Source organism: Klebsiella sp. GB_Kp056, assembly GCF_040064755.1.
In the GTDB taxonomy this organism is placed as follows: domain Bacteria; phylum Pseudomonadota; class Gammaproteobacteria; order Enterobacterales; family Enterobacteriaceae; genus Klebsiella; species Klebsiella quasipneumoniae.
In genome coordinates, this window is sequence record NZ_JBEAJA010000053.1 from 37,479 (window position 1) to 63,488 (window position 26,010).

26 protein-coding genes and 1 pseudogene are annotated in these 26,010 nt (G+C 50.4%); 16 read left to right on the forward strand and 11 right to left on the reverse strand.

The window, feature by feature from the left end; translation table 11 throughout:
* Window positions 1–87 precede the first annotated feature (87 nt).
* Window positions 88–987, forward strand: coding sequence for a LysR substrate-binding domain-containing protein (locus ABLV52_RS13755; RefSeq protein WP_348890509.1), 900 nt, complete (start codon window positions 88–90; stop codon window positions 985–987).
* On the opposite strand, the gene ABLV52_RS13760 is transcribed toward ABLV52_RS13755, so the two are convergent.
* Together ABLV52_RS13760 and ABLV52_RS13765 are read right to left on the reverse strand one after the other, a co-directional pair.
* Window positions 984–2,768 carry a sensor domain-containing diguanylate cyclase gene (locus ABLV52_RS13760; protein WP_348890510.1) on the reverse strand — a complete coding sequence of 595 codons (1,785 nt, stop codon included), beginning with the start codon at window positions 2,766–2,768 and terminating at the stop codon, window positions 984–986. The genes ABLV52_RS13755 and ABLV52_RS13760 overlap by 4 nt on opposite strands.
* A gap of 72 nt (window positions 2,769–2,840) precedes the next feature.
* Complete coding sequence (locus ABLV52_RS13765) at window positions 2,841–4,049, reverse strand: HD domain-containing phosphohydrolase (RefSeq protein WP_087827284.1); 1,209 nt, start codon at window positions 4,047–4,049, stop codon at window positions 2,841–2,843.
* Window positions 4,050–4,352: 303 nt separating this feature from the next.
* Here ABLV52_RS13765 and fraE point away from each other — a divergent pair, with 303 nt between their 5' ends.
* From fraE to ABLV52_RS13785, 4 genes are all read left to right on the forward strand, one after another.
* The gene (gene fraE, locus ABLV52_RS13770; RefSeq protein WP_044522254.1) at window positions 4,353–5,396 is read left to right on the forward strand and encodes a fructose-asparagine asparaginase; all 1,044 of its coding nucleotides are present in this window, start codon (window positions 4,353–4,355) and stop codon (window positions 5,394–5,396) included.
* A 674-nt stretch (window positions 5,397–6,070) separates the two neighbouring features.
* Window positions 6,071–6,985 carry a kdo(2)-lipid IV(A) palmitoleoyltransferase gene (gene lpxP, locus ABLV52_RS13775; protein WP_023289231.1) on the forward strand — a complete coding sequence of 305 codons (915 nt, stop codon included), beginning with the start codon at window positions 6,071–6,073 and terminating at the stop codon, window positions 6,983–6,985.
* Window positions 6,986–7,074: 89 nt separating this feature from the next.
* Complete coding sequence (gene leuE / locus ABLV52_RS13780; protein WP_004203730.1) at window positions 7,075–7,713, forward strand: leucine efflux protein LeuE; 639 nt, start codon at window positions 7,075–7,077, stop codon at window positions 7,711–7,713.
* A gap of 130 nt (window positions 7,714–7,843) precedes the next feature.
* Window positions 7,844–8,107 carry a DUF2534 family protein gene (locus tag ABLV52_RS13785; RefSeq protein ID WP_004203731.1) on the forward strand — a complete coding sequence of 88 codons (264 nt, stop codon included), beginning with the start codon at window positions 7,844–7,846 and terminating at the stop codon, window positions 8,105–8,107.
* 59 nt (window positions 8,108–8,166) lie between these two features.
* On the opposite strand, the gene ABLV52_RS13790 is transcribed toward ABLV52_RS13785, so the two are convergent.
* The 5 genes from ABLV52_RS13790 to ABLV52_RS13810 form a co-directional block, all read right to left on the reverse strand.
* On the reverse strand, window positions 8,167–8,292 hold the full coding sequence (locus tag ABLV52_RS13790) for a hypothetical protein (RefSeq protein ID WP_004203733.1): 126 nt from the start codon (window positions 8,290–8,292) through the stop codon (window positions 8,167–8,169).
* Between the two features lie 192 nt (window positions 8,293–8,484).
* Window positions 8,485–8,586, reverse strand: coding sequence for a YoaK family small membrane protein (locus ABLV52_RS13795; protein WP_004150782.1), 102 nt, complete (start codon window positions 8,584–8,586; stop codon window positions 8,485–8,487).
* Between the two features lie 57 nt (window positions 8,587–8,643).
* Window positions 8,644–9,657: a sensor domain-containing diguanylate cyclase gene (locus ABLV52_RS13800; protein WP_348890511.1), complete on the reverse strand. Its 1,014-nt coding sequence runs from the start codon at window positions 9,655–9,657 to the stop codon at window positions 8,644–8,646.
* 233 nt (window positions 9,658–9,890) lie between these two features.
* Window positions 9,891–10,904 (reverse strand): tyrosine-type recombinase/integrase, encoded by a 1,014-nt coding sequence (locus tag ABLV52_RS13805; protein WP_348890512.1) that lies wholly within the window; start codon window positions 10,902–10,904, stop codon window positions 9,891–9,893.
* Window positions 10,905–11,019: 115 nt separating this feature from the next.
* A complete protein-coding gene (locus tag ABLV52_RS13810; protein ID WP_038423230.1) occupies window positions 11,020–11,319 on the reverse strand; it encodes a helix-turn-helix transcriptional regulator in 300 nt (99 codons plus the stop codon).
* 122 nt (window positions 11,320–11,441) lie between these two features.
* Here ABLV52_RS13810 and ABLV52_RS13815 point away from each other — a divergent pair, with 122 nt between their 5' ends.
* The 10 genes and pseudogenes from ABLV52_RS13815 to ABLV52_RS13860 form a co-directional block, all read left to right on the forward strand.
* Window positions 11,442–11,720: a regulatory phage cox family protein gene (locus ABLV52_RS13815; protein ID WP_020806130.1), complete on the forward strand. Its 279-nt coding sequence runs from the start codon at window positions 11,442–11,444 to the stop codon at window positions 11,718–11,720.
* A 20-nt stretch (window positions 11,721–11,740) separates the two neighbouring features.
* Entirely contained in the window at window positions 11,741–11,959 is a 219-nt protein-coding gene (locus tag ABLV52_RS13820; protein ID WP_004131515.1) for a hypothetical protein, read from the forward strand.
* A 15-nt stretch (window positions 11,960–11,974) separates the two neighbouring features.
* On the forward strand, window positions 11,975–12,352 hold the full coding sequence (locus ABLV52_RS13825; RefSeq protein WP_124990248.1) for a hypothetical protein: 378 nt from the start codon (window positions 11,975–11,977) through the stop codon (window positions 12,350–12,352).
* Between the two features lie 15 nt (window positions 12,353–12,367).
* Window positions 12,368–12,640, forward strand: coding sequence for a hypothetical protein (locus ABLV52_RS13830; protein ID WP_004213097.1), 273 nt, complete (start codon window positions 12,368–12,370; stop codon window positions 12,638–12,640).
* A 67-nt stretch (window positions 12,641–12,707) separates the two neighbouring features.
* Window positions 12,708–12,932 (forward strand): hypothetical protein, encoded by a 225-nt coding sequence (locus ABLV52_RS13835; RefSeq protein ID WP_004213098.1) that lies wholly within the window; start codon window positions 12,708–12,710, stop codon window positions 12,930–12,932.
* 8 nt (window positions 12,933–12,940) lie between these two features.
* Complete coding sequence (locus ABLV52_RS13840; RefSeq protein ID WP_224239929.1) at window positions 12,941–13,495, forward strand: 3'-5' exonuclease; 555 nt, start codon at window positions 12,941–12,943, stop codon at window positions 13,493–13,495.
* Between the two features lie 232 nt (window positions 13,496–13,727).
* Entirely contained in the window at window positions 13,728–14,663 is a 936-nt protein-coding gene (locus ABLV52_RS13845) for a Dam family site-specific DNA-(adenine-N6)-methyltransferase (protein ID WP_348890513.1), read from the forward strand.
* Between the two features lie 37 nt (window positions 14,664–14,700).
* On the forward strand, window positions 14,701–16,890 hold the full coding sequence (locus tag ABLV52_RS13850; RefSeq protein ID WP_348890514.1) for a replication endonuclease: 2,190 nt from the start codon (window positions 14,701–14,703) through the stop codon (window positions 16,888–16,890).
* 443 nt (window positions 16,891–17,333) lie between these two features.
* Window positions 17,334–19,448 (forward strand): endonuclease NucS domain-containing protein, encoded by a 2,115-nt coding sequence (locus ABLV52_RS13855; protein WP_134913939.1) that lies wholly within the window; start codon window positions 17,334–17,336, stop codon window positions 19,446–19,448.
* 285 nt (window positions 19,449–19,733) lie between these two features.
* Window positions 19,734–19,985: pseudogene (locus ABLV52_RS13860) on the forward strand (DNA adenine methylase); the annotation flags it as partial.
* 64 nt (window positions 19,986–20,049) lie between these two features.
* Here the strand turns inward: ABLV52_RS13860 and ABLV52_RS13865 are convergent.
* The 4 genes from ABLV52_RS13865 to ABLV52_RS13880 all read right to left on the reverse strand — a co-directional run bounded on the left by ABLV52_RS13865 (window position 20,050) and on the right by ABLV52_RS13880 (window position 25,006).
* Window positions 20,050–20,568, reverse strand: coding sequence for a hypothetical protein (locus ABLV52_RS13865; protein ID WP_065907427.1), 519 nt, complete (start codon window positions 20,566–20,568; stop codon window positions 20,050–20,052).
* A gap of 2 nt (window positions 20,569–20,570) precedes the next feature.
* The gene (locus tag ABLV52_RS13870; RefSeq protein WP_065907424.1) at window positions 20,571–21,770 is read right to left on the reverse strand and encodes an ATP-binding protein; all 1,200 of its coding nucleotides are present in this window, start codon (window positions 21,768–21,770) and stop codon (window positions 20,571–20,573) included.
* Window positions 21,771–22,223: 453 nt separating this feature from the next.
* Entirely contained in the window at window positions 22,224–23,285 is a 1,062-nt protein-coding gene (locus tag ABLV52_RS13875) for a phage portal protein (RefSeq protein WP_268121501.1), read from the reverse strand.
* Complete coding sequence (locus tag ABLV52_RS13880; protein ID WP_065907420.1) at window positions 23,279–25,006, reverse strand: terminase family protein; 1,728 nt, start codon at window positions 25,004–25,006, stop codon at window positions 23,279–23,281. The genes ABLV52_RS13875 and ABLV52_RS13880 overlap by 7 nt, the downstream gene beginning before the upstream one ends.
* A gap of 156 nt (window positions 25,007–25,162) precedes the next feature.
* Between ABLV52_RS13880 and ABLV52_RS13885 the strand changes: the two genes are divergently transcribed.
* Window positions 25,163–26,002, forward strand: coding sequence for a GPO family capsid scaffolding protein (locus ABLV52_RS13885; protein WP_065808130.1), 840 nt, complete (start codon window positions 25,163–25,165; stop codon window positions 26,000–26,002).
* The last annotated feature ends 8 nt before the right edge of the window (window positions 26,003–26,010 follow it).

Consider the following 26,010-nt stretch of genomic DNA (forward strand, 5'->3'; position numbering starts at 1 on the left):
TGCTTCGCAGGCTAATGGTTATCAATTGCATCATTCATGCGTTATTGATAAGATTTTTATTATCAATAAAACCCATGGAGTCCGGCCATGTCCTTGCGAGCGTTACGCCATTTTGTGGTCGTTGCCGAAGAGTTACATATGCACCGGGCGGCGGAGCGGTTACATATCGCCCAGCCCGCCCTCAGCCAGCAGATTAAACAGCTCGAGCAGCGTCTGGGGGTGGTGCTCTTCTCCCGCGCCAACCGCCGTCTGACCCTGACCGCCGCGGGCGAGGCCTTTTGGCAGAAGACGCGGCTGGCGCTGGAGATGGTCGACCAGGCGGCACTGGACGCCCAGCGCACCGCGCGGGGCGAGCAGGGAAGGCTGCATCTGGGGTATGTCTCCAGCGCGATGTACGACAGTAAACTGCCGGGGCTGCTGCGCGAGCTGCGCGCCGACTGGCCGGGGATTGAGCTGTCGCTGATGCATGGCGATGTGCAAATGCTCTACGAAGCGCTGCTGGATCTGCGCCTGGATATCGCCATCATCCGCGCGCCGCTGGCCTCGCCGCCGGAGGCGCTGGTGGTCAGGCCGTTTGTGCGGGAAAAGCTCTGCCTGGCGCTCTATCAACAGCATCCGCTGGCGGGCGTGGGGGCGCTCAATCTGGCCTCATTGCGCGCGGATAACTGGATCTCGCTTGACGATCCGCAGGGCACCGGGCTGGAGCAGGTGTTTATTGACGCCTGCCGCGTCGCGGGCTTTACGCCGCAGGTGGCGCAGCGGATTAACGACGTCACCTCGATGATTAGCCTGGTCTCCGCCGGGGTCGGGGTGGCCCTGGTTCCGGTCTCGGCGCGGGCCTTACGCCTCGATAACGTGGTGTATATCGATCTTCAGGACCGGCTGGCGGAGAGTGAGCTGAGCATGGTTTACCACCGCCATATCCGTTCGGCGGTGGTGCGGAAAGTTATCTCGCTGCTCAATGCGACCGAGCAATCACCCGGTTAGCTGGTCTTCAGGCGGCCAAAGCTGACAATCCTTGAGCGGCCCAGCTCTTTCGCCCGGTACAGCGCGGCGTCCGCCGCGCGCAGCAGGCTGTTGCTTTGGGTGTGCTGCGGGTAGCTGGCGATGCCAATCGACACATCCACCTGGCCTATCTCGGTCAGACCATCGCGCAGCGTCATCGCATGCACCTGGGTATAGATCTCGCTGGCGCACTGGTGCGCCTCGGCTTCGTCAAGGCCGGGGAGCAGCACCAGAAACTCCTCGCCGCCGTAGCGGAAAGCCGTGCCGATATCGCGTACCGCGCGCTGCACGATGGTGGCGACGCTCTTAATCACCAGATCCCCGGCCTCGTGGCCGTAGCGGTCATTGATGGCTTTAAAATGATCGATGTCGATCATCAGACAGCTCAGCGGGGTGTGGGTATGGACCGCCAGCGCCATCTGTGAATGCAGCGCTTCGTCCAGATGATGGCGATTACGCAGGCCGGTCAGGGAATCGAACAGCGCTTTTTCCAGCAGGGCGCTGCGTAAGCGCTGATTGGCCAGCGCCAGGCCCAGCGCTTCCGCCATCAGCTCAAGGTAGGCCCGGGAAGGGGCGTCACTGGCGGTAACGTTCTGAAAGGTCAGCAGCCCGATGGCTTCGCCCTGGGCGATGAGCGGTACGCAGAGCGACTGGCCGGCGTGCGCCTCCGGCAGATGATAGCAGGTGATATCGGGTTCGCCCTGCACCGGCGGATGGCTGAGTCCCCGACGTATCGCCCAACAGTCGTCGGGTGAAAAGGGCGTCGTCTCCCCGGCGGGCGCCAGCCACTGCGCCACGCAGCGCATCTGCCAGGGGTCGGTATCGAGAATATACAGTTTCCCGGGGATCGTCGGGGCGATATTCGGCGCAAACAGTTCCGCCACCTTAATCACATCCTCAATGGTTTCACAGCCCTGCAGACGCTGGGTCATGCGCGCCAGCAGTTCGCGGATCGCCCAGTCAGCGTCGCGCTGCTGCTCCAGCTGCTGGCGGGCCAGGCCGTTCTCGCGAAAAATACGGATGGCCTGGGCCATATCGCCAATCTCATCCACCTGAGTGAACTGCGGCGTCTCCACCGCATAGTCCTGGGAGGCGAGACGCTGCACCACGTCGCTCAGGCGAACCACCGGGTAGAGCACCCGCCGCTTGAGAATAAAGCCGAGGACGAACAAAAACATCAGCGCGGTCAGGCCGACCATGATTTCCGACAGGGTGCGCCAGATCCGCGAGCGTTCGGTGGCCTGGTCAATGGCGACGGCGGCGCGATTTTCGAGCATCTGGCGGAAGCGATCGATCTGCGTCTGCATGCGTTCCAGCTCGGTCTCGTATGCATTGCCGTACAGCACGGCGATGGCCGCTGGCGCATCGCCGTGGGCGACATGCGTCAGGGCGGCCTGTTGTTCATCCTGCAGTTCAGCGGCAATCTGCAGGCCATCGTGGAGCAGCGCCAGCTCCTCGCGGCTGGCGCCGTTATCTTTCAATCTGGCCAGCCGCAGCTCAATGCTTTTGTCGGTCCGCTGCAACTGCTGGTACTGCTCCAGCGTCTCCGGAGAGGGCTTAACCACGTATAGCCGGGCGAGGTCAGACAGCGCCCAGGCGTCGTTTTCCACCTCGTCGGAGAGGGTATCAAAGACCTGGCGCTGCTGTACCGCCTGGCGTTCGACGCGGTCTGCGCTGGAGGCCATGAGCATGGCGCTCCCGGAGGCCAGCGTCAGGCCGACGGTGATCCCGTAGGCCCAGTTGGTGATGGTGGCGATTCTCACCCTGTGTTTCCTTGCATGCAGATGAAGCTGTTTTAATTATAGAACCCGTCCCCGTCACGACGGCGGTCCGCTTCAGGGACGGTGCTCGCTGCGGGGGTGTTCGAGGGTCTGAAGAATGATGGCGTGTAGCGTTTCCGCATGGTGGCGTAAAACGAGAAAGACATCGCGATCCAGAGCGCCATTTATAACATCCGTTTCCATAATCTGTAAGGCCTCCTGCCAGGCCATCCCTTTACGATAAGGGCGATCTTCGGTCAGGGCGGTGAAAATATCGGCGATGGAGATAATGCGGTCGGCGAGGGTCAGGTGATCCTTTTCGAGATGCAGAGGGTAGCCGCTGCCGTCCAGTTTTTCATGATGATTCGAGGCCCAGTTGATAATGTCGCCAAGCTCGCTGTAGTCGCTAAGGAGATCCCCGGTCATGTAGCTGTGCTCGCGTACCTGGCTCAGCTCGTCGTCATCCAGCTCCCCCTCTTTTTCCAGAATAGAAAGAGGGATATAAACCTTACCAATGTCGTGCAGATAGCCGGCAACCTGTATTTGCTGGCAGATGGGCTCCGGCAGCTGCATCCAGTGGGCAAGCTGGCGGGCGATTTCCCCCACCATAATACTGTGGCTGGCGGTAAAGCTGCTGTAGGTGTCGACAATTTTGGCAATCAGCAGGCAGACATCTTTCAGACCGTCAATATCCAGATACAGCGTGTTGATGGGGGCAATAATTTCCAGCAGCCGTTGAATATGCCCGGGATGCAGGTGCTGCCAGAAGCTCGCATTTTCAGCGACCTCGCACAGGGTATCGCAGAGTAACGGATCGATCTCCCGGTGCAGGGTGACGAACTGCTCCACCACTGCCCGCGTGGGCCAGGCGGTCACGCGGCTATCCGCCGGCAGCAGCCGTTCAAAGGCATCGGCGAAATAGACAATATGCTGTTCGCGGCTGCCGCGGTGCTCCGGGCTAAAGTGGTGGTCGCGAATAAAGGGGACGATGGGCTGGAAGGTTGCTAACCCCTCGAGCATCGCCGCCCCCTGGCGCTGATGCGGATCGTGGATATTATCGATGGCATCCAGCGAATGAATGGTGCGTCTATCACCCAGTACGCCGATATCGTGCAGCAGCGCGGCGCAAAAGATGGTCTGCTGCCGCTCGGCAGGCAAGCCCAGCCTTTGCGCCAGCGTCAGGGCGATTAAGGCCGTTCGTTGCATATGCCGGTGCAGATCAGGGTTAATGATCTGAATGACGTTGGTGGTCAGCATCAGGGCCGACTTCAGGGCAATACGCATTTCTGTTCTCCGTTCGCGTCACCCGGCGGGCATAAATGACCTCGGGGGTGACGGAAGTGTCGATAATCTGATCCCAATGCGTGTTGTGTGTTGCTGAAAGGGTAAAAACTCATAATGTATGGGTTCATGGCGCTTGCCCGGTTCAGATCCAGTCATGCACCAGATTTGGGCGATGTTGATGCGAGAACCTTATTATTGTCTGATAGTTAACCATTTACCCCCCGTAAAAGATATCAATTCTGGCAAGCCCTTTGCATTAAGCAAGCGTAAGTTTGATTAATGTCTATGAAGGGAGTGACTTGTATGAATTTTAGAGCATTACTTGCCATTGCGTTACTGACGATGAGCAGCCTGGCGTTTAGCGAGACGCGCTTACCGCATATTGTCATTTTAGCCACCGGTGGGACGATTGCCGGCTCGGCGGCCAGCAATACCCAGACGACGGGCTATAAAGCCGGGGCGATTGGCGTGCAGACGCTGATTAACGCCGTGCCGGAAATAAGTAAAATCGCCCACGTCGAAGGTGAGCAGGTGGCGAATATCGGCAGTGAGAATATGACCAGCGATATTATTCTGCAGCTCTCGAAGCGGGTGAATGCGTTATTAGCCCGGGATGATGTCGATGGCGTGGTGATCACTCATGGCACCGACACCCTCGATGAAACCCCTTATTTCCTCAATCTGACGGTGAAAAGCAATAAACCGGTGGTCTTTACCGCCGCGATGCGTCCGGCGACGGCGATCAGCGCCGACGGGCCGATGAACCTGCTGGAAGCCGTCACCGTCGCCGCCGACCCGGATGCCCGCGGGCGCGGGGTCATGGTGGTGCTTAACGACCGCATCGGCGCGGCGCGCTTCGTCACCAAAACCAATGCCACCTCGCTGGATACTTTCCGGGCGCCGGAGGAGGGTTATCTTGGCGTCGTGGTGGGGGGAAAACCCCAGTTTGAAACTCGGGTGGATAAAATTCATACCCTGCGCTCGGTCTTCGATGTGCGTCAGCTGAAGGCTCTGCCGAAAGTGGTGATCATCTATGGTTACCAGGACGACCCGGAGTATATGTACGATGCGGCGATCGCCCATCATGCCGACGGTATTATTTACGCCGGCACGGGGGCGGGTTCTGTATCGGTACGTAGCGCCGCTGGCATTAAAAAAGCGCAGCAGGCGGGTATCGTGGTGGTGCGCGCTTCCCGCACCGGCAGCGGCGTGGTGCCCCCGGACGACAGCCAGCCAGGGCTGGTGGCCGATTCCCTCAACCCGGCGAAAGCGCGTATTCTGCTGATGACGGCGCTGACGCAGACGAAAAATCCGCAGCTGATCCAGCAATACTTCCACACTTATTGATCCTCTACGGCCAGGGCGTGGTTCGCGCCCTGGCCGCGTTGTTCTCTCAATCACCCGACGCGAGTGCAAACCGGCGGCGGATCATTGTCCGTCATTCACCCCCGCCTGTTTTTATGCGCGAGGCGTAAAGAAATATTTTTTTAGCAGCCGGCGAGGGCGCCATTAAAATGCCTCCGCAGGGAAAGACGAGTATTTTTAAAGCAGGCTTAAATAAGCCTATTCTTAATTATTGTCTTAAGGCGAATTTAATCTTCCTTATGCTGATAGATTAAACATGATGCATTCCACGGCGCGCGCGCTTTAATTATCACGCCCACAAATGACGATGCGACGCGATGCGCCACGCCGCTGGCCGCGCGGCTTAGCGGACGACATCTCCCCGCAGGCAGGGCGCCCCCGGCGAAGAATTCGGTTTTTTCTGCTAGTAACGCGGATGATTAGCGTGAAAATGATATACATGATGAATATATTAAAAGGGCCGCAAGATTTAAGTTTACATTTGGTAACATTTGTGCCGCAATTATGTTTTTTTGTCAGCACGCAGTTTTTTACTTGCCGGAAGGAATTTCGCCGGATTAGTATTGTCGAACTTGCTGTACGTACCGCCTAATGATGATAAATGGACTCTGTTTTCCTTAAGCGTTACCACATAATTAATGTTTACAGGAAAAATCATGGCCTGCGTATTTCATAAACAACTTTTACACCCGCGCAACTGGCTGACCTGGTTCGGGCTCGGCATTCTCTGGTTGATCGTGCAACTGCCTTATCCGCTGCTGCATTTTATCGGCACCAGCGCGGGTCGTCTTTCCCGACGCTTTCTCAAACGCCGCGAACATATCGCCCGGCGCAATATTGAGCTCTGCTTCCCGGAGATGTCGCCGGCGGCGCGCGAGACCCTCATCGATCAAAACTTTATGTCGCTGGGAATGGGACTGATCGAAACCGGCATGGCCTGGTTCTGGAGCGATGAGCGGGTTAAAAAATGGTTTGATGTCGAGGGCTTTGCCAACCTTAATCATGCGCTTAGCGGCGGGAAAGGGGTGATGGTCGTCGGCGTACACTTTATGTCGCTGGAGCTGGGCGGGCGCGCCATGGGGCTGTGTCGTCCAATGATGGCCACCTATCGTCCGCACAACAGTCCGCTGATGGAGTGGGTGCAAACCCGCGGTCGCCTGCGCTCGAACAAAGCGATGATCGATCGCAACAATCTGACCGGCCTGGTACATGCCTTAAAATCAGGCGAAGCGGTATGGTTTGCTCCGGACCAGGATTACGGCCCCAAGGGCAGCGTGTTTGCGCCGTTTTTCTCCGTCCCGCAGGCGGCTACCACCAACGGCACCTATGTGCTTTCCCGTTTATCGGGGGCAAAAATGCTGAGCATCAGCATGGTGCGCAAGCTGGATCGCCAGGGCTACAGTCTGCACATTAGCGAAGTGATGAATGACTATCCGGGTGAGGATAAGCAGATCGCCGCCGGCTATATCAACAAGGTGATTGAGCGCGAGATCCTGCGCGCCCCCGAGCAGTATCTGTGGGTGCATCGCCGTTTTAAAACCCGCCCGCTGGGTGAACCCTCCGTCTATTAACCTTCCCGCACAGGCTGCGCTTTCAAAATCCCGACAGTTGGGGTAACGTGAGCCGGATCATGTTTTAGTCGTGCGCGAAGGAGTGCAGAGTGTTCGCTGAGTTTGGTGTTCTGAATTATTTGACCTACCTGGTCGGGGCGGTGTTTATCATCCTCGTCCCTGGCCCTAATACGTTTTTTGTGCTGAAGACGGGCATTGCCCACGGCGTGAAGAAAGGCTATCTGGCGGCGGCGGGCGTCTTTATTGGCGACGCGGTGCTGATGTTTCTGGCCTTTGCCGGCGTGGCGACGCTGATTAAGACCACGCCGGTGCTGTTTAACGTCGTTCGTTACCTCGGAGCGATTTACCTGCTGTGGCTGGGGGGCAAAATGCTCTATGCGGTGCTGACCCAGCGTGACGGCCAGGCCGACGCCAGCGCAGAGCCGGCGAGCGCAATCCTTAAGCGCTCCCTGACCCTGAGTCTGACCAACCCGAAAGCGATTCTGTTTTATGTGTCGTTTTTCGTGCAGTTTATCGACGTCAACGCCAAAGCACCCGGAGTGGCGTTCTTTATTCTGGCGCTGACCCTCGAGGTGATAAGCTTCTGCTATATGAGCTTTTTGATCCTCTCCGGCTCGTTTGTCACCCGCTACGTCAAAACCCGCAAGAAGCTGGCCAAACTTGGCAACAGCCTGATTGGCCTGGTTTTCGTTGGGTTCGCCGCGCGCCTGGCTACCCTGCAGTCCTGATCCCCACGGGCCGGTTACCCACAGACCGGCCCGCCGCCTCTTATTCTGCTCTGTAACAAAAACCCTTCATTTTTTATTGCATTGGTGTTACATATACAGCCGTTTATCGCTCAGCAAAAAGGAAGCCCGGATGATTCTGCAAAAACTCCTCAGCAATAAAAACTGCAAAAAATACTGTCTGTCGCTCGCGGCGGTGTTTGCTATCGCGCTGGCGGTGGTGGGACGGGCGACCTTTGGCGGCGTGGTGAGCGAGTACAATATGCCGTACTCGGAGTGGACGACGTCCATGTTCTTCCTGCAGGGGGCGATGGTGACGGTTTACAGCATCGTCTTTACCGCGCTCTTCGCTATTCCGCTCGGCTTTATTTTCCTCGGCGACGAGCGTCAGGATTAAGCGTCAACGGGCGAACCAAAGTTCGCCCTGTTTTATCGGCTCATCAACAGCGTGAAGCATTAATCATCGTCATGATAGTGATGATGGTGGTGATGGCGATGGTGGTGATAGCCATCGTCAACAATGCATCCCGATAACAGCGTACACAGCGCAATAATCAACGGTAACACGATCGGTTTTTTCATCCTTACTTCTCCCGCTATTTTTCTTTCCCCGGGGCCGAGAATGCCGCGGCGCATAACGTGAGTGTAAAGCGTTAACTTATTGATGGGATAGGACAACTCCGCAATATCGCCGCGGCGATCACCACCAGCCGAACTGGGCGCCGGCCACCGCCACGATGGCGACAACCAGCATAATAATGGTGCTTTTTTTCATTATGCCCCGCCCGGCGCCGCATAGCCGCCGACAAAAAACCAGCCGAGAAAGACGACGGCGATGATAAAGATCGCCACCGGGAAAAGAATACCTAATTTCATGATAGTGTCCCTGTACCCACGAATGATGCCCAGCATGATACTGGATATCGCGTGACTTTAGTCAATATGAATAAAATTCTCCTGCCGGCGAGACTTCTTATCCTGATACATCGCCTCATCGGCAGCGCGTAAGGCCGCTTCAACATCGATACTCTGCGGATCGCAGATGACCACCCCGAAGCTGGCGCCCTCATAGTTGATACGCTGTTCGCCGAGGAAGTAGACGCCGCACAGGGCCTGGCGCAGGGTGGTGACATACGCCTGCTGCGCCGCGGGCGGCTGGGCGCTACCGACGATCAAAAACTCATCGCCGCCAAGGCGGCCAACGATATCTTCACGGCGCGCGACGGCGGTGAGTCGTTCGCCGACCTGCACCAGAAAGCTGTCGCCGCACGGATGGCCGAACCGATCGTTAATGGCTTTGAAACCGTCGAGATCGATAAAAATGAGCGCGACCTGTTGCTGCTGAACGCGGGCGGAGGCAAAGCGTAGCGCCAGCTGCTTAAACAGCGCGCGGCGATTAGGGAGCTGGGTGAGCTCATCGGTCGACGAATGCAGCTCCAGCGCGACGTTTGCCGCCTGCAGCTGTTGCACCAGGGTGTCTTTTTCCACGTAGTGGGAAATGAGCTTCGCGAACAGGCCCATGACCTGTTCACCTTCAAGGTTATAAGGCTGTTGTTGCCGGCTGGTGGCGCAGAGGGTGCCGAACAGAGAGCCGTCGGCCAGGCGCACAGGAATGCTTAAAAAGGTGGCGATCCCCAGCTCCTGGGCGGCGATGCAGGAGTGCCAGCGACGGGCGACGTCATTGCTAAACGTACACTGATCCTCAAGGGCGCGTTTGCACAGAGATTCATCCCAGGGGACGGAAAATCCTTCCGGGATCTGCATTTCGCTGCTGTTGTGGGCGAACATGATCTGCTGCCGCTGGGCGTTAATATCGATGCGGGTAAGGTAGGTGGACTCCATTCGCGTCACCGCCTCCAGCATCTCCAGCAGCTGGCGCACCAGGGTTTCCAGGGACTGTTCCGTAGCGAGGGTTTGCGACACCCGGGCAAGAATAAAATCTGACATGAATAATACAGCTCCAGCACGCCAAACGTCACCCCAGCATATTGGGCTGCAAACGGACATCAGCGTCGAGTAAACAGTGATATTTTTAAATTTATCACATCTGTCTGGGGAATACTTGTCGACACGGCGGGAAAAAAGCCCCGTCGGGTGCGTTAGCCACCCCAGATATAACGGCTTTCAACGGTGCAATGCGGGATTGCGCGGCACGCAAGACCGTTGAAAGCCATAACACATTACCCATCTGTGGACATTATGTGGACATTTCGCACATCAGCGCCACCTCGCAGCGGGTTAAGTGAGATCGCGTCCTGAAGGTATTCCGGCGCAAAATGAGCGTAGGCCATAGTTTGCTCAATTCGCGCATGCCCAAGGATCCTCTGTAACGTAATGATGCTTCCCCCATTAATCATAAAGTGCGTCGCGAAACTGTGGCGTAGTGCATGCGTCGCCTGGCCGGTCGGAAGATCAGGTTTTACTTCCCTGAGTATCTGCCTGAAGTCAGAATAAGACGCCTTACCAAATAACAACCCTCGCTTACCATCAGCTATGAGTTTTGCCACTTCCGCTGAAACAGGAACAGTCCGCTGCTTGTTACTCTTGGTTTTAACGAACGTCACACGGTTCTGTATGATGTGTTCCGCCTTGAGTCGAGCCGCTTCGCCCCAGCGAGCACCAGTACTTAAACAGAGAACAGCTATCTTCTTGTTGTCACCATCCAGTTTAAAGAGCAAGTGTTTGATTTCGTCCTCTGTCAGATAGCCAGTTTCGGGGACATTTTCTTTCAACTTCTTCCGCCCTCTGATCGGATGTTCACCTGAAAACAACTCGGCCTCGATAAGAGCTGTGAACATACCACTGATGCTGTTGAGATCACGGTTAATGGTGGAAGCTTTGATGCCCTGGCTTCTTCTTGCCGCGTAATACTGACTAATCAGCGCTTTTGTAATCTGAAAAGCACAAGGATCGTCGGTAATCCTGCAAAAAATATCTAACTTGTTGCGGTTTATCCGACCGTGCTCCTCATGCTTGCCTTTCAAATTCCACCAAAGCTGTATCAGTTCAGACAGATGCCGCTTATCCGTCGGTTTTGATAACCATTCTTTGGTGTGGTGGTTGAACTGGGTATGCTTCTCGAAAGCTACCGCTTCACTTTTCTTATCAAACTTCCTGCGGATACGCTTTCCATTGCGACCAGCAGGCCTGATGTCCACTTCATATCGACCATCATCGAGTTTCTTAATAGTCATAAGAAAACCCTCCGATGGGTGCGTTTGCCTTTCGGCCTCAACGCGTTGCAATTATGTGATGAATACTTTTCGACCAATAATAGACATTTGAAATGTATGTAATACCGGTTAATTGTTAACCAGTCTTTTGGTCTGAGTGCTGCGAGGTTGTTAAGTCTTGCCCAAAGTGTGCGAGGGCCGGTGCGATTTGACCGGATTCAGGCGAAACCTGATCGGTCATAAACCACAGTGTGTATTTGATAAAGCGGGGGTGCTGAAGGATTTTCATAATTGGTTCTATCCCTGGCTTTTTATCTCCAGCCTCGTAGCTACAAAATGAACCATATACAAGGCCTGTTAAGTCGCTGAATTGCCTTCTGTTTAACCTTTCTGACTCTCGAATGAGCTTTATCTTTTCATGGATCGGTGTTGACATGAAATCACCTATAGTAGAATATTAAACCTATCGATGATATTTTTAATCGATAGATGAATAACCAATAGGAGCAACTATTGCCTATTAAGAGCAATTAATTACCCCAAAGGAGAATGTAACAGATGAGCAAACAGCTTGTAAGTAGCACGGATGCTGTGCCTTATCAGGAGTTCGCCAGACTCATCGGGAAAACCCCTGCTGCGGTGAAGGGCATGATCGAAAAAGGGAAGCTTCCTGTAATCGAGATGACCGATCCCCAGTCTACTTCTGGCCGTGCCGGCGAATACTGGGTTTACCTTCCAGCCTGGAACAACGGCATGAAACTGGCCTACGAAAGTCGTCCAAAGGAGATCAGGGAAGGGTGGTTGATGTGGCTTGGTCTCGGTGAGCCAGGTCGATAGCCGGTTTCAGGAGAGGAAACATGAAGAACGGTAGCCGCGGATCAGTATCACAGCTCAATAGCAAAACCAGCCTCTACTGTGGTTTTACTATTCTGAAACTCCCACGCAAAAAACCGTACAACCGCCAGCGCTATCAAATTACGCACACAGGCCATTATTACGGCATTGACTTTGCTTTATCAGAAGCATGCCGAACGATTGACAGAATCATGAGTAAAAAGCGGTTTATTGCTTTTTAATCTCTGGGGGCGAAAATGAAACTCGAATATGCAGACAAAATTAACTCGCTTTTACAATGCTTCCATTTCAATAAAGAGTTTCTGGAATGGAATCATGATTACTCTCTCCAGCTTTTACGCCATGGCGTATCCCACCTTTATCATTTCGCAATGCTTCAAGGCGAGAATGATGAATGCACTCTTGAAGAACTCCGCAACATCATTATTTCCGTGACCGATGGTGATATCCCTAAACCATACGACCTTCTATCTCTGGACGCTGAGCAACTGAAGAAGGCTATGAAGTTTGTTCAGCCGCAGGCTGTAACCGTAGAGGTTACACCGAAGATCCTGGAACACCTGAAACTGGGAGCTAGAGCCTCCTGGCGGCTGGAGCCCCCTCGCTTTAACTGATCATCGGAGTACGCCATGTTCACCGAAGAAAAAACATCTTGGGAACAGGAAATGCTGATTCGAGAAGCAGTGGAAAGTGCCGAGCAGGGGTTCACTGTACATCTAAAAAATGGTGCTCGTATCACCATTAGTTCAAAAAGCCCGTCTAAAGATTTAATAATTTACGGGCTCGAAAAAGCAATTCGCGGTAATCACGATCGCGCGCGAATGACATTTATTGATTTCATGTATTACTGGCATGAAAGGATATTTAAGCAGATTAAAAGAAAATCGCGTCCAAACAATTAATTAACCCGCTTTATAAATAACGGCATTCACTTTGCCGGGGATTCGTTTTGCTTTTTTAGGAGGTTGCATGTCGGTTACGTCAATAAAGCCGGAAGGCGGAATAAGCGATCCAGAGTTTATGGGAATCAGCACCAATGCGCGCAAAGGCGAGCGCGCCCACTTACTCGGATTGCTGCGCATCCGTATGGGCCTGCTGAAAGAGCAAGGCCTTACCCCCGAAGAGATTTATTCAGCACTTGAGCAGTGGATAGCCAACCACGAAACAATCACCAGCGAGGGCAGTAGACCATGAATCACGTAATGATCGATTTGATTAACGTTAGTAAGACACCGTCATCACCTCTGTGCGCCATTGAAGCTGTGTTTTTTGAACCCTCAACAGGGCAGATCGGAAAGGTTTTTTATTCTTCGATAGACATTCGTAAATCTGAAAGCTTGGAGGGCCGTATCAGCATTAGTACGGCATTCGATTGGATGAAAAAAGACTCTCACTGGCGCGCCGAAGTGATGAGCGCAACCGAAGCTGAAGAAGATGCACTTTGCAGCCTTGCTGCTTTCATCGCCGACAATACCTGTCCCCGGAATGCGGCGTTATTCGTATGCTTCAAAGATGCTCCGGAAAAACTGGTTTCACTTCGTTATGCCGTGGATCGCTTAGAGGTGTCAGGCATTTTCCCTGAAGGCACAAAATACCGCTGCATTCGTTCACTTCTCGACCTTGCTGCTGCCACAGACTATGCGCCTCATGCGAGAAGCGCCCTGGCACGTTACACGCTCACTGACGCGCGATATCAAGCGGAGCAAGTCTGCGAAATCTGGCAGCGCTTGACCTCTCCACACATTGGATCGCTGTGAGGGCCGCCATGCATTCGCATCTGTCTGTTGTTTGTAACGCGCCGTTGCCGATTTGTAAGAGGGCGCTTGCCGCCCTGAATTGCTTTGCTCGTGGACAGCGTAATTACACCCGCGTCAAGCCACACGCCTATCTCGTGATCCGCATTGGCCTCCGTTGGCGTTTGCTCAGCAAAAACGGTGGTAAGCAGTGGCGACTGATGACCCATGAAACCTATAACCAGGAATGCCGCAAATGATTAAGTCACCTCTTAAGTGTGCTGGCGGTAAAACCCGCGTGTTGCCGGAGTTGCTGAAGCACTTACCTAAAGCCGATTGTTTGATTGAGCCCTTTGTAGGCAGTGGCACAGTCTTTATGAATACGGAATACCGCCGCTATGTGCTTTGTGACAGCAATCGCGCATTGATCAATTTCTTCCGCGCGCTCAGGGAAGACCCTGAAAGATTGATACTGATCGCCAGGAACGTATTCAGAAATGGCAATAACGAAGATAGCTATTACGAAGAGCGCAAGTTGTTCAACCACCTGTCGTGGGATGACGAGTGTGCAGATGATTACGTTGTACGGTGGGCTGCATCATTTTTATACCTGAACCGCCACTGCTTTAACGGGCTTTATCGCACCAACAGGGATGGCGGTTTCAATGTTCCATTTGGCAGCTATAAGGCGCCTTATTTTCCAGAAGCAGAAATGCGCCTATTTGCCGAAAAGGCGCGGGATACTCACGCGCTCTTTCTTTGTAATGATTTTCGTACTTCCATTCCGTACGTCGCCAGGAATCGCCTGGACTCTGTGATTTACTGCGATCCACCGTACATCCCGACTAGCAAAACAGCCAATTTTACCGCTTACGGCAAGCCATTTACCCTGGATGATCACCGCGCTTTGGTTACGGCGTTGCTGGACGTTAATCGCCAGCATGGAACGCGATCGGCCATCTCGAATAGCGACACACCAGAAACACGCCAGATCTACTCCGCTTTCAATCTCCACGCCTTCAGGGTTCGACGTTCCGTTAGCGCCAAAACCCGCGATATGGCCGGTGAAGTGATTGGCGTTCTTCGCGTGTGTTGTGGTTGCGGTCGTTCTGGTGGTGGTGGTTGCCCGGACTGTGGGGCGGTGATGGGTGATGCGACATATGCCGAAATGTTTGGCGCGCCGGCTTGTTAAAGCGTTGGCTTTGCAAAATAAGATTCGAAGGTGAGTTATGCCTGACTCCACATCCCTGGCATGGAGCTGGAATGCCAGAAAGCAGCCAGTAAACCCTTATGCTGTTGATGTGCCTGCACGGAAACCCTCTGCGCTGGCCGTCTGGATTGCGCTTTATGAGCAGGATAAAAGCGATCAACGCGAGCAGGCTGAAGCAATGAGTCGTGCAGCAGAAGAGTACCTCTTTTCTGTTGCACATTGCGATCCCTGGCACTATGACGAATTGAATGATGCGCTGATTGAGAAGGCTAAGCGACATGCAGAACTCCATCGTGTAGATCCTCTTACCCTGATTCGTGATGACGTCGCCAGCTTGCCTGGTTTCCTGCGCAAGCCGCTGGAAACAAGGATTAAGTATTTGGAAAAATCAGAAGATCCGCGCCATTTGCCTACCTATCTGAATGAGGTCATTACTCCCTCATTAGTGAGAATTGACAAGGTCCGTGCTAACCAGGCGTCGCTGTCATTCCAGGCCATGGCTGGCAGGGATAGCCTTGATCAACTCCTTCGACTTGCTGAACTGAATCAGCGGGAGGTTAAGCGGCTTTCAACGCTGGTCGCAGCGCACATTGATATGATTTTTATCCAGCTTTGCGGTGAGATGCTGACCGATGAATTAGCTTCTCCCATCGTAATACTGGAGCTCTATCGTCGTGTGGCGGCCGAAGTGTCACGCCTTGATGTTATCCCGCCGGGTTATGAAGCGCTCCGCAGCAAACATAATCGCCGCAACCCGATTAATTACGAGCTGATATCGGGCGCGCTTGCCCGTATGCGTTGTGCTGACTGGTGGCAACGTAAGCTGTGGCAACTCCGCAACGAATGGCGGGAAGAGTTACTTCGGGCTGCGTGCCTTGTTCATCGGCACGCATCACCTTATGTCAGCCATGACATTCTGTTGCAGAAGCGGGAACAACGCCGTAAGGCGATGGATTTTTTCCGCAACCATGATCTGATTAACGAAGATGGCGACACGCTCAGCATGGAGGATGTGGTGCTTGCAAGTGCCAGCAATCCAGCGCACCGTCGTAATGAGATGATGGCCTGTGTCAAAGGCCTGGAATTGATAGCTGAAATGCGTGGCGACTGCGCCATGTTCTATACCATCACCTGTCCTTCTAAGTACCACGCCACACTGATGAACGGGAAGCCTAACCCTACATGGGATCACTCGACAGTTAGGAAAAGCAGCGACTATCTGGTTGATACGTTTGCGGCATTCCGTAAGGCAATGCACAAAAAAGAGCTGCGCTGGTACGGCGTCCGCGTAGCCGAACCACATCACGATGGAACTGTGCACTGGCATTTATTGTGTTTTATGCGCAAAAAACATCGACGTGCAATCACAGAGCTGCTGCGTCGTTTCGCTATCCGAGAAGATCGCGCCGAACTTGGCAATAACACTGGCGCTCGTTTCAAGTCAAAGCTGATAGACCCGCGAAAGGGGACTCCGGCCAGTTATATTGCAAAGTACGTCAGTAAAAACATCGATGGGCGTGGGCTGGGTGACACCGTCAGCAAGGAGACGGGTAAATCACTACGTGATAGTGCCGAGTACGTCACTGCATGGGCATCGTTGCACCGTGTTCAACAATTTCGTTTTTTTGGGATTCCAGGCCGCCAGGCGTACCGCGAGTTACGATTGTTCGCATCGCAGGCAACTCGTGCAATGAAAACCAGCAAACCGGGTGCTCCGGTACTTATGGATCCAAAACTGGACGCTGTGCTTGCTGCTGCTGATGTTGGCTGTTTTGCCACTTACATTATGAAGCAGGGCGGTGTACTTGTTCCCCGCAAAAATTACCTCATTCATACCGCCTACGAGCCGACAGTCGAACCAGGAACCTATGGCGATCACGGGATTCGTATTTACGGCATTTGGTCGCCAATCACCGGTAAGGAAAACAAAATATGCACGCATGTCCATACCTGGAAGATGGTGAAGAAGGCTTCCGCTAACCCAGGCGCTGAAAGCGCCGCCCAGGGCGACCCCGTCGCCCCTTGGACTCGTGGCAATAACTGTCCCCAAAACCAAATAACCAATATTCAAGGGGCGGTAATTGATATTGCTATACCTGAGATAACAAGAGAAGATGAGGAAACGGGATCGTTTGATGTACGTAAACTGCCTGCAAAAGATCTCCGGGTTGTAATGAGACGAATAACAGTGACGTCAAAAACACAGTAGTTCTTCACAGCTCAATTTTTATTGTGCGATTATGATTTTCAATGGGATTGAACTTTTGATGCTCAGTTTTAACATTTACTAAGTAGCAAGGATTGCGACTCAGTCGCCGTATTTCCTATACTGTTCATAATAAAAGGTTGTCTTGTTCTGAAACCGAAAAATCAGATGTTCAAATAATATATGTGTGAAAACTATTGTAAGAGGCTAAAGAAAGTTTATTGTAGTTAATTTAAAATACGAATGTAGTTTATCATTTGATAGTGCTTTTTTATCTAGGTGTTTTAAATTTTTCTTTTTGATAAAAACATCAAATTTGCAATTTTGTATTTTTTTTGAAAATGGATTTAATGTAATTGAATGTTTGCTTTTTCATTGTGTTGTATATATGCTTATGGTTCGTTAAGAATGTATTTAGTGACTGCGATTTGTATTTTGGAGGCGATATGAAAGAAAATGAGTTACGTGATTTAGTCTGTGAGAGAATGGATGTTTTTGGTGAGGATTTAATTCTTCTTGATAAGGAAAAATATATACCAAATAAACTTGGCACTAAAAGTTTTATTGATATATACGCAAAGGATAAACAAAATAATCATGTGTTAATAGAATTGAAACGAAGTAATCAAGCGGCAAGGCAAGCATTGCATGAGGTTATGAAATACGCCGAAGGTGTTAAATCATACTTTGGAGCTAACGACGATGAGATTAGAATTATCATTGCTTCAACTGAATGGAGTGAGTTACTAGTTCCTTTTTCAAGTCTTGTTCATAGTATTCAATTTCCATTAAAAGGGGTTGATATTAAACTGGACGGCCGTGATATTTCCGTGGAAACGATTCAACCGCTAAAATATAACAAGGGTAGGTTTATTTCTCCAGCCTATGATGTGTTTTGGTATAAGGATGAGATTAATTTAAATGAGGGGGGGGCATCGATAATAAAAACATTAACTAATGCAGGCATCTATGATTTTTTAATTACAATATTAAAGGCAGATAAACCAATTCCCTCTTCTTCTAAGGAGAGACGCATAGGTGTTATAAAGGATATCATGAGAATGAATAAGTTAGAGGCGATTGATTCGGATGCGGAATTGTTTTCTTATATAGTATTCCTTTCCGTTCAAGCTATGTCCGCTAGCGAACATCTGGATATAATAAAAAAAACAAAACCAAACGAAGTAGTTGAGGAAGTGAAGGAAACTATTGAAGAACTCGAGGAAGAAGAACAGATTGAGTATCTGCGAAATTATTCTTTTGATCTCGAAAATATAGAAAGTGACTATTATGAAATTGGAAATCCTGCAAAGTTCATGCTTTATTTTAATACTCATGGAATAAAGCTCCATAAGTTAATTAGAAAAGGTTTCTTTGAGCTAAATGAAAACTTAACTAACGATATCATCCTTGCAGAGTTGAAGGGAACCAAAGGTAACTCAGCACAAAATCTTCAGGCAAATATTAGTATTAACTGCAAACAAAAGCTAAGTAATTTGAAAGAGGCAGTCCAAGATTTATTGGATGCAAATCTAGCATGGCAGAGTCAGATACTGCAAATTTTAGCCGAAATCCAACAGAAATATCCTGACTCAACTATTGAGTTGAATATTTATCACCCAAGATTGGGCTTGTTTTCACTTTATTATACCTTTAAAGAATTTGAAAATAAGGAAAGCTATCTCCCATGTTATTCAATCTATGTAAAGAACACAAGCACTAAGGTTGTAAAAATATATTTCGGGTGTTTGCAGGGAAACACCAAAAGCTTGTCTTTTTATGAAGTGATTGATAAGTATTATAGTGGTAATATTCAAGAGTTAATGCTTACAATGATTTGGGGTGGTCGAGAATATCGAGATGATGAAATATTAGATGATCTAGGGATGTCCTATATGAGCTTTTGTTGGGATATTGAAACAGGTAAAAAGTTTACTTTAATAAATAACAAATGGCGTGAGGATGATGTTAAGTCTGTTTATGGTTATTTTTACGAATATATTGAGAGAAATGAAGGTTTGATGTTCGATATTCTAAACGAGATATCTTTTTATGATCAGGGAGATAAGTTTTGCACGCCGATTATTGATACCCATATAATAATTGAAAGAAAACAAATTGAAAATCTTGACACATCTAAGCTTCATGATTTTTTTAAGTATTTAACATCTTCACGCTCGGCTATGAAATACTTCCAAGGCAAGATAGATATTTCAATAAATGGATATGATGCTGATGGTGAATTGTACAACATCGTAGATGTCAGAAAATACTTAATAAAAGTAAGCGAAGAGATAAGGTTCCTATTTTTTTTCATTAATCCCAATGGGTTTAGCCAAATCCTAAGACATTTCTTTTTAGCCTATGCAGAAGTTAAATCTGAGACCATTACTTCAGAGGGGAATATTAAAATTGAGCTAGATACTTCAAATGTCGGCTCGTTTTTTGAACATCAGTTCTCAGGTTTGAACGAACTTACCGATTTTTGTGGCATGAGTATAGATGAAAATAAAGCTATTACTGATGCTGTTATGAGCTGTATAAATGTTTTTTATTCATGATTGTATCTTATATCATACCTAAAGGTATACTTAGCTGCACGCGATAAGATGTTTTTATATATTGTGCACATGGCTCATTAGAGAAAATATTTAGTGGGCTCAAATGGAATTGAGGAGATGTACTGACCAATAATAATGAGTAAGTGTTTTTATTTTTTAAGTTGCTTAAGAGTTCTGTCAATAACTGTACGGGGCGCTCCGCTTCGGATGAAAAACCGCCGTCAGAAACAGCAGTGCCAGCTGATAAAACCGCGCCTGACGACAGTTCAGTGACAGACCTTGCAGCTTTATGACGAAACGTTAGTGGGCTGGCGCAGCAAGGAATTTCAGGCCATGACGCGGGGCGGTGTACGCACTGAGAAAATATGGATGAACTACCCAGAGGGAGCCGCTTACTCGCACGCGTTCGCTGGTAAAGACTACAACGACCGTTACCGCATTAAACGGAAGGCGTTGCGCTGGAAAGAGAAATTTGCAGCTCTACCGGCCTCTGAGAGGCTGGCAATAATGGTTGCGTTAAATGATGTAGATTACTGATAAGAAAGCCGCTCATCTTAGCGGCTTTAAAAAATCATGACTCTATTGAATTTATTTTTTAGTGCTATGAAAAATAAGCATCATGGGATGAGGTATGTGAAGAATAATCATTCAATTGTGGAATTATGCCTCTGCTCCATAGTAAGCTTTTGTTAATGTTGAGACCGTCGAGCTTTGGCATTCTGTTGTGTAAAGCAATAAATTCATTTTTGAAATTATCTGAGGAAACAATTTTTGAGCAAAAAGAAGAATACAAAGCACGGTTGTTTATGTTGCACGCTTTAGCAATCTCATCTTCAAAATTTTTTGTTTGTTGAAATAAGTAGATTGTATGCTTCTTGGCCTTTAGAAGACTTATGTTGGTTTTAAATCGTTCTATGTTCTCAATTCGGTCAGTATCAAAAACCACTACGATCTCACTAACTTCAGTCAAAGCTGGCATGATTTTTTTTATGCTAACATTCCATAAGTTTGCAATGACTATTTTTTTTATAGGGTACCCAAGCGATGTTTTGAAATCACTGAATAATGCCTTTTCCGTTTCCCCCTCAACGAGGACAATAGCAAATTTTTTGGCCGCCATAATCAATCCTCAAAAAGCATTTCTTCAATTAATGAAACATCAGGGATGGTCGCGAAACAATCGTTTTTAACTTTATTTAAAAGATTTCGGTCATTCTTTTTATGCTGAGAGGTCGCTTCAATAAATGTGGTTGACCCGTTTATTTTTTTAGTAAATGTAAACGAGTGAGTCGGTAAATCTAAACTCAATATATCGTAATTATGAGTTGTATATATAAACTGACCATATCTGCAGAGTTTAGATATTATCAAAGTGACCATTATTTTTTCTAACTCTGTATGGGTGAAGGCCATTTTCTCATCCAAAAAATAAAGGCCACTACATGGGAAATTCATATCAGTTTCTTCAGTTTTATCTTCAAGTATCCCTGAAAGGAGGTGCGATATTTTTACAGCATCATAAGTCCCTCGGGATAATCTATCTTTGTTAGTTATCTCCCCCTCCATGTCAATAATGACTTTATCACCATTATTGAAAATCACAGAGTACCCTTGCAGATTTTGATTGCCTTCATCATCTTTAACAATTAGTCCAGAAACGGATTTAACTGTATTGTCAAAGGTTTTAAGTATACTCTTTAGAATATTGCTTCCAATACGAGATATCTTATTCGTATTTTCTTGGTTTTCAGAAAGTATAAAATGCCATCCTAGAACAAACCCTAAATTATCTAGATATTGAGAAAACTCCTTTGGATTAGCATTCTCAGTAGAGAAATATTTGTTTGGTCCATTTAGTTCGAATTTTTGATCATTCCAGACAATGTCTAATCTTTTAGTCGTTTTTGCACAAGAATCGGACTTGCGTAAATCAACTGATGCCATAGCAATTTTCTCTACAGTGACAGAGTCGTCTGTAGCTTTAAGCCAAATACCAGTCCTGAATAAAGATTTCAAATGGGCCTGAAAGAAGTCCATTTCAATATAAGCAGGTTTCGTTTTGTCCATTAATTTTAATGGTTCCGGATTAAAAACCCCGGTGCTAAGAAATCGTAGTACGGAGATCATTACCCGGCCAAGTGATGTTTTTCCTGATGCATTTGCGCCAGATACAATGCACACTTTTTTGAAGTAAAACTTTTCATACCCCTCAATGTACTCGCCTTCCAGTGAGCTATTAACTGGGGTTCTTGTGAAACTCAGGTCAAGGACACTGTTTTCAAAGCAAAAAAGATTGTCGATTCTGATTTTAGTAAAAGCCATTTTGTTCCACCTTTTGGAAGTAAATCCAACTATCAATGGAGTTTACATGTAAAAGGCAAGTAATCAATACTGGAGCTTGATTTAGTGCACAATAGCGCACAAATTTGCACAATTTTTTTGATGTACTTTTTCTCCTTTAAGCCCATACTGGGCGCGGTCTTAGGCCGATTTTGTGCATGCACGAAAAATGAAAGGATTGCTGCGCGCAGGTGACGGGGGGCAAGCCCCCGCAAACGGGTCAGGGTAGGGAAGGCGGCAGAATACGCAATTTCACGGTTTCTGCGTCACGGTGAGCGGTCGTTTTGGTTGGCGGCATGCCCTTGCAGGTAAAAAGCAGCGACGCGCAGAGGGGCGCTGATGCGGGATTTTTTCAGCAGAAAAGATGAGGCCAGCGAAAACGCTGGCCTGTTATAAATGGCTGATGTTGTTTAAAGAAACTGAATTGTCTGGCGGTTATTTCTCAGCGGTAAGCAACGCGTAAGGGTTAAAGCGGATCACTTCTTCTCCGATCCACTCATTGACCACCTTCAGCGCCTCCATTACGGGCGTCAGCTCGTTGATAGCGTAGACCCGTGCGGCTTTCTCGATATCCCCAAATGAGCCGTTTCCCTCTGGCATGGCGCCCATCAGCTGCGGCGGGATACGGTGCGCTGCGAGTATGTCGTCACGTGTGGCGTTCTTAATGTTGATAAACTCATCTTTCGCAGTGATCTGCTGGAAGGGGAGGATTTGCACGCCGTCTTTGCCGCCGCCTGGCGCATGCAGCAGCAGGTTTTTAAATGCGCCTTTACCACGCGCGCCGGTCAACGTCTCTTTGACTGCCTTCATGCTTTTATCGTCAACCTGTCCGGCGCCAATATAAACAATGCATCCAGCATGCGATCCATTGTCGTAGTAAAGCTTACGGAACATGTCAGCGGAGTGGGCCAGGCTGGCGGCCAGCAGTGCTGCCATATATTCCGGCATACCGTAGACCTCCTGATTAATATCAGGGTTCAGAACGTGACAAACCGTTCCTGATTTGAATGTATGCTCTTCTTTCCAGCGCCGGATAAACCAGTATTGATCGAGATCTGTGCTTCCACGCCGGGTGTACTTCGCAAGAGAGTGTTTGAAGGGAAGCGGGCCGCCTAGGCGATTACGCGGCAATTCGAGGTAGGCATTGCCAAACGTGAACCAGTCCAGCGCAAACGCGGAAAAGGTCTGGCGATTGAGCAGTTTGTGCGGGATAAAACAGCCGGTGAGCACATTACGTTTGAAATACAACGCCGACTCATGCCAGGCGCTCTGACGCGGAGCTTTAGCCAGTCCGTAAAAGTCTACTGGCGTCTCATAGTATCGCCCGTTATCCATGCAATAGAGATTTTCCAGCAAATCGGCCATATCCCGCACGGGATAAGGGCCGTCAAAGCTGAACGCTGTCAACGCGGGATCGGCCTTCAGTGACTCCACAATGTCAGGGCCGGCGGTGCTGGCTATCGGCTTTTTACCGTATTTCTTTTTCAAAGTTACCATCCCATTGCGAAACCACCGCCGCCACTTTCCTGGCCCAACGGTTCATTAATAATCGAAAGCATGGTTGCCCACGCCATATCACCATGGCTTACGCCGCGCGATCGGTCCGTTTCGTAAGTGATGAAACCGCCGGGCGTAACAACTTTGCGAACAGCGTTGAAGGCTCTGACCAGACCCTGCTCGCTGCGGTCATATTCCCAGCGGCCGGCGCGTATGACCTGCAACATTTTGAGGACAAGGGCGCGCTTGGAAGATAGGCTCATCTGGTAGCAAATAGCCGCCGGGAACCAGTTTTTAACAATCTGCCAGACCGCCTCCCCGACGCCTTGACCGTCAATGGCGATGTGAGTGACGTTGTAGCGCTCGGCAGCCTCTTTGATGACCGCCGCCTGCTGTTCAAACTCAAGCCCTCGCAGTTGCTTCAATTCAACCGTGCGAAACCGGCCGCCGGCCACAAGGGGAGGGACCGTCACGGACAGAGCACCGGAATCACCATTGCCGCTGCCGCCGTTGGCGTCGTAGCCCAGCCACACCTCACGTTGGCCCATAGGGCGACTGGCGAAGGGTTTCCAGTCGGGCCAGTCGTCATACCCGTCAGCGCCGCACCCCAGTAACTGGCTAAGATTGAACGCGCTTTCGCCGTCTTTGACGAACTCGCACATGTACAGGTTTTCAAATTCATCGGGACTGTTTTCGTCCCTGATTTCATCAATGTCGGTGTAGTCCCACCCGTTGTTGATAGCGTCCTGAATAGTGACGATCTGCCGCCACGTTTTGTCCGGGTAAAGCACGCCGCTATGCGTTTTCTTCCAGGACACGTCGAAATCAACGCGCTGTGCTTTAGGCCGTTTCGCATTCCATCGATCGCCGGTCCAGAACTGATAGGCTTCATGGCTTTCACTCGATGGCGTGGAGAAGTACGTGCGAGTTAAGCCTTTTAGCGTTGCCATGGCTCCGGCAACCTTGCGCAGGTTGATAAAGTTTCCTGTCCAGAAAAACTCATCAAATCGCAGGTGGCCGGTGTAAGACTGCGCCGTCGCCGCCGACGTCCCGAGAAAATGCAGCTCTGCGCCGTTTGACAGCGTGATTTGCTCGCCGCCTTTAAGTTCGACGTCCACCTCTTCAGCCGCTTTGCGGATGAAGTTGCGGAACTGTAGCGCCTGCTTTCGTGATGCTGACAGAAAGATTTGGTTGCGCTGGTAGTCGTGCTTAACGTCTGTTCTCAGTGCGCCCAGCAATGCCTCGCGGGCAAAGTACCAGGTTGCCCCAATCTGCCGTGATTTGAGGATCATCCGGTTACGCTGATCTCGTTGTTCGTACCAGCCGCGCTGATGCCATGCGAGAGAGTCGAGAATTTTTAAGCGCAACGCCTCGATCTGCTCCTCGGAGAAGTGGTTTTTCTTCTTGCGACGACTGGTTTTCTTGTTCCCGGTAGCCGCCGCATTTTGCCCGGTATCCAGCCTTTTCAGCTGCCGGGTAAGCAGGTCAATCTCTTTGAAGTCGCCGCCGGTCTTGTTGTCTTTTGCATTCAGCTGGCAAAGGCGGGCGTCAATGGATTGGGTGACGCGCTGAATTGGGGGCGTTTCGTCCCACTCGTCGCGCTTTTTCCACGAATAAACCGTGTTTGAGTTGATACCCATGAGTCGCGAAATTTCGGCGGGCGGGTAACCCTGCCAGTAGAGCTGCTTTGCCCTTAATCGAATAAACGCATCCTGAATCATCACTTCCCCCTTTTGAGCAGGGAGATTACCTGCGCGCGATCCCCGCGGCTCGGGCTTTCAGGTCTGGCCGTTCTCCGACAACAAAACCGCGTGGCGCCGGGCTTTCAGGCTCTGCGATGATGCAGCGACTGACATTAATCAACAGGATAAAACGACATGGCCAGCACGACTAAACCCGCCCGCAAAAAGTTTCGCGTTGCGGTTTCCGGCGCCACCGTTGACGGGCGCGAGATCCAGCCGCAGCACCTCCGCGATGCGGCGGCGAGCTACAATCCGGCCGTTTACGGCGCCCGCGTGAACGTGGAGCACTATCTCTCCATGCTTCCTGACAGCAATTTTGGCGCCATGGGGGATGTTGTTGCTTTAAGCGCGGAGGATATCACCGAAGGGCCGCTGGCCGGTCGTACGGCGCTCTATGCCGAGATCGACGCTTCGGCACGAATGAAGCAGCTCACCGATGAAGGAAAAAAAATCTATTCCAGTATTGAGCTGCATCCGCAGTTTGCCCTTAACGGTAAGGCGTATGTGGTCGGCCTGGCGATGACGGACACCCCGGCAAGTCTGGGGACTGAGCGCCTTAAATTTGCCGCGCAGCAGCGCGCGCAGGTGATGGCTTTCAATAACCAGCAGATCGAGGCGCCGCTGTTCTCTGATGCGCTTGAAGCTGAAGTGATCGAACTGGCCGCTCATCGCAGCGAGGAGGGCGTCAACTGGTTCAACCGCGTGATGGGCATCCTTGGTAAAGGCCAGAAAACCGACGATCAGCGGTTCAGTCAGTTGCATCAGGTTGTTGAAGCCGTTGCTCAATCTCAGGCAGACCAGATTGACCGGTTCAGTGCCCTGGAACAGGACCGCCAACAGGATAAAGCCACCATTCAGCAACTGACCAGCAAACTTAACGAGCTGCGCGGTCAGCTTCAGCTCCAGCCCGCAGAAAATTACAACGCACGACCGGCGGCAACCGGCAACAGCAGCGCGCAGCTTGCAGACTTCTAAGAGGTAAC

Coding starts and splice junctions, on each gene's coding strand:
- ABLV52_RS13825 (WP_124990248.1), top strand. CDS start 11,975: ATGAAACTCGAATATGCAGACAAAATTAACTCGCTTTTACAATGCTTC.
- ABLV52_RS13820 (WP_004131515.1), top strand. CDS start 11,741: ATGAAGAACGGTAGCCGCGGATCAGTATCACAGCTCAATAGCAAAACC.
- ABLV52_RS13850 (WP_348890514.1), top strand. CDS start 14,701: ATGCCTGACTCCACATCCCTGGCATGGAGCTGGAATGCCAGAAAGCAG.
- ABLV52_RS13875 (WP_268121501.1), bottom strand. CDS start 23,285: ATGGTAACTTTGAAAAAGAAATACGGTAAAAAGCCGATAGCCAGCACC.
- ABLV52_RS13840 (WP_224239929.1), top strand. CDS start 12,941: ATGATCGATTTGATTAACGTTAGTAAGACACCGTCATCACCTCTGTGC.
- lpxP (WP_023289231.1), top strand. CDS start 6,071: ATGGCCTGCGTATTTCATAAACAACTTTTACACCCGCGCAACTGGCTG.
- ABLV52_RS13880 (WP_065907420.1), bottom strand. CDS start 25,006: ATGATTCAGGATGCGTTTATTCGATTAAGGGCAAAGCAGCTCTACTGG.
- ABLV52_RS13870 (WP_065907424.1), bottom strand. CDS start 21,770: ATGGCTTTTACTAAAATCAGAATCGACAATCTTTTTTGCTTTGAAAAC.
- ABLV52_RS13835 (WP_004213098.1), top strand. CDS start 12,708: ATGTCGGTTACGTCAATAAAGCCGGAAGGCGGAATAAGCGATCCAGAG.
- ABLV52_RS13790 (WP_004203733.1), bottom strand. CDS start 8,292: ATGAAAAAACCGATCGTGTTACCGTTGATTATTGCGCTGTGTACGCTG.
- ABLV52_RS13810 (WP_038423230.1), bottom strand. CDS start 11,319: ATGTCAACACCGATCCATGAAAAGATAAAGCTCATTCGAGAGTCAGAA.
- ABLV52_RS13845 (WP_348890513.1), top strand. CDS start 13,728: ATGATTAAGTCACCTCTTAAGTGTGCTGGCGGTAAAACCCGCGTGTTG.
- ABLV52_RS13830 (WP_004213097.1), top strand. CDS start 12,368: ATGTTCACCGAAGAAAAAACATCTTGGGAACAGGAAATGCTGATTCGA.
- ABLV52_RS13755 (WP_348890509.1), top strand. CDS start 88: ATGTCCTTGCGAGCGTTACGCCATTTTGTGGTCGTTGCCGAAGAGTTA.
- ABLV52_RS13805 (WP_348890512.1), bottom strand. CDS start 10,904: ATGACTATTAAGAAACTCGATGATGGTCGATATGAAGTGGACATCAGG.
- ABLV52_RS13795 (WP_004150782.1), bottom strand. CDS start 8,586: ATGAAATTAGGTATTCTTTTCCCGGTGGCGATCTTTATCATCGCCGTC.
- ABLV52_RS13785 (WP_004203731.1), top strand. CDS start 7,844: ATGATTCTGCAAAAACTCCTCAGCAATAAAAACTGCAAAAAATACTGT.
- ABLV52_RS13765 (WP_087827284.1), bottom strand. CDS start 4,049: ATGCGTATTGCCCTGAAGTCGGCCCTGATGCTGACCACCAACGTCATT.
- ABLV52_RS13865 (WP_065907427.1), bottom strand. CDS start 20,568: ATGGCGGCCAAAAAATTTGCTATTGTCCTCGTTGAGGGGGAAACGGAA.
- ABLV52_RS13800 (WP_348890511.1), bottom strand. CDS start 9,657: ATGTCAGATTTTATTCTTGCCCGGGTGTCGCAAACCCTCGCTACGGAA.
- ABLV52_RS13815 (WP_020806130.1), top strand. CDS start 11,442: ATGAGCAAACAGCTTGTAAGTAGCACGGATGCTGTGCCTTATCAGGAG.
- fraE (WP_044522254.1), top strand. CDS start 4,353: ATGAATTTTAGAGCATTACTTGCCATTGCGTTACTGACGATGAGCAGC.
- ABLV52_RS13885 (WP_065808130.1), top strand. CDS start 25,163: ATGGCCAGCACGACTAAACCCGCCCGCAAAAAGTTTCGCGTTGCGGTT.
- ABLV52_RS13855 (WP_134913939.1), top strand. CDS start 17,334: ATGAAAGAAAATGAGTTACGTGATTTAGTCTGTGAGAGAATGGATGTT.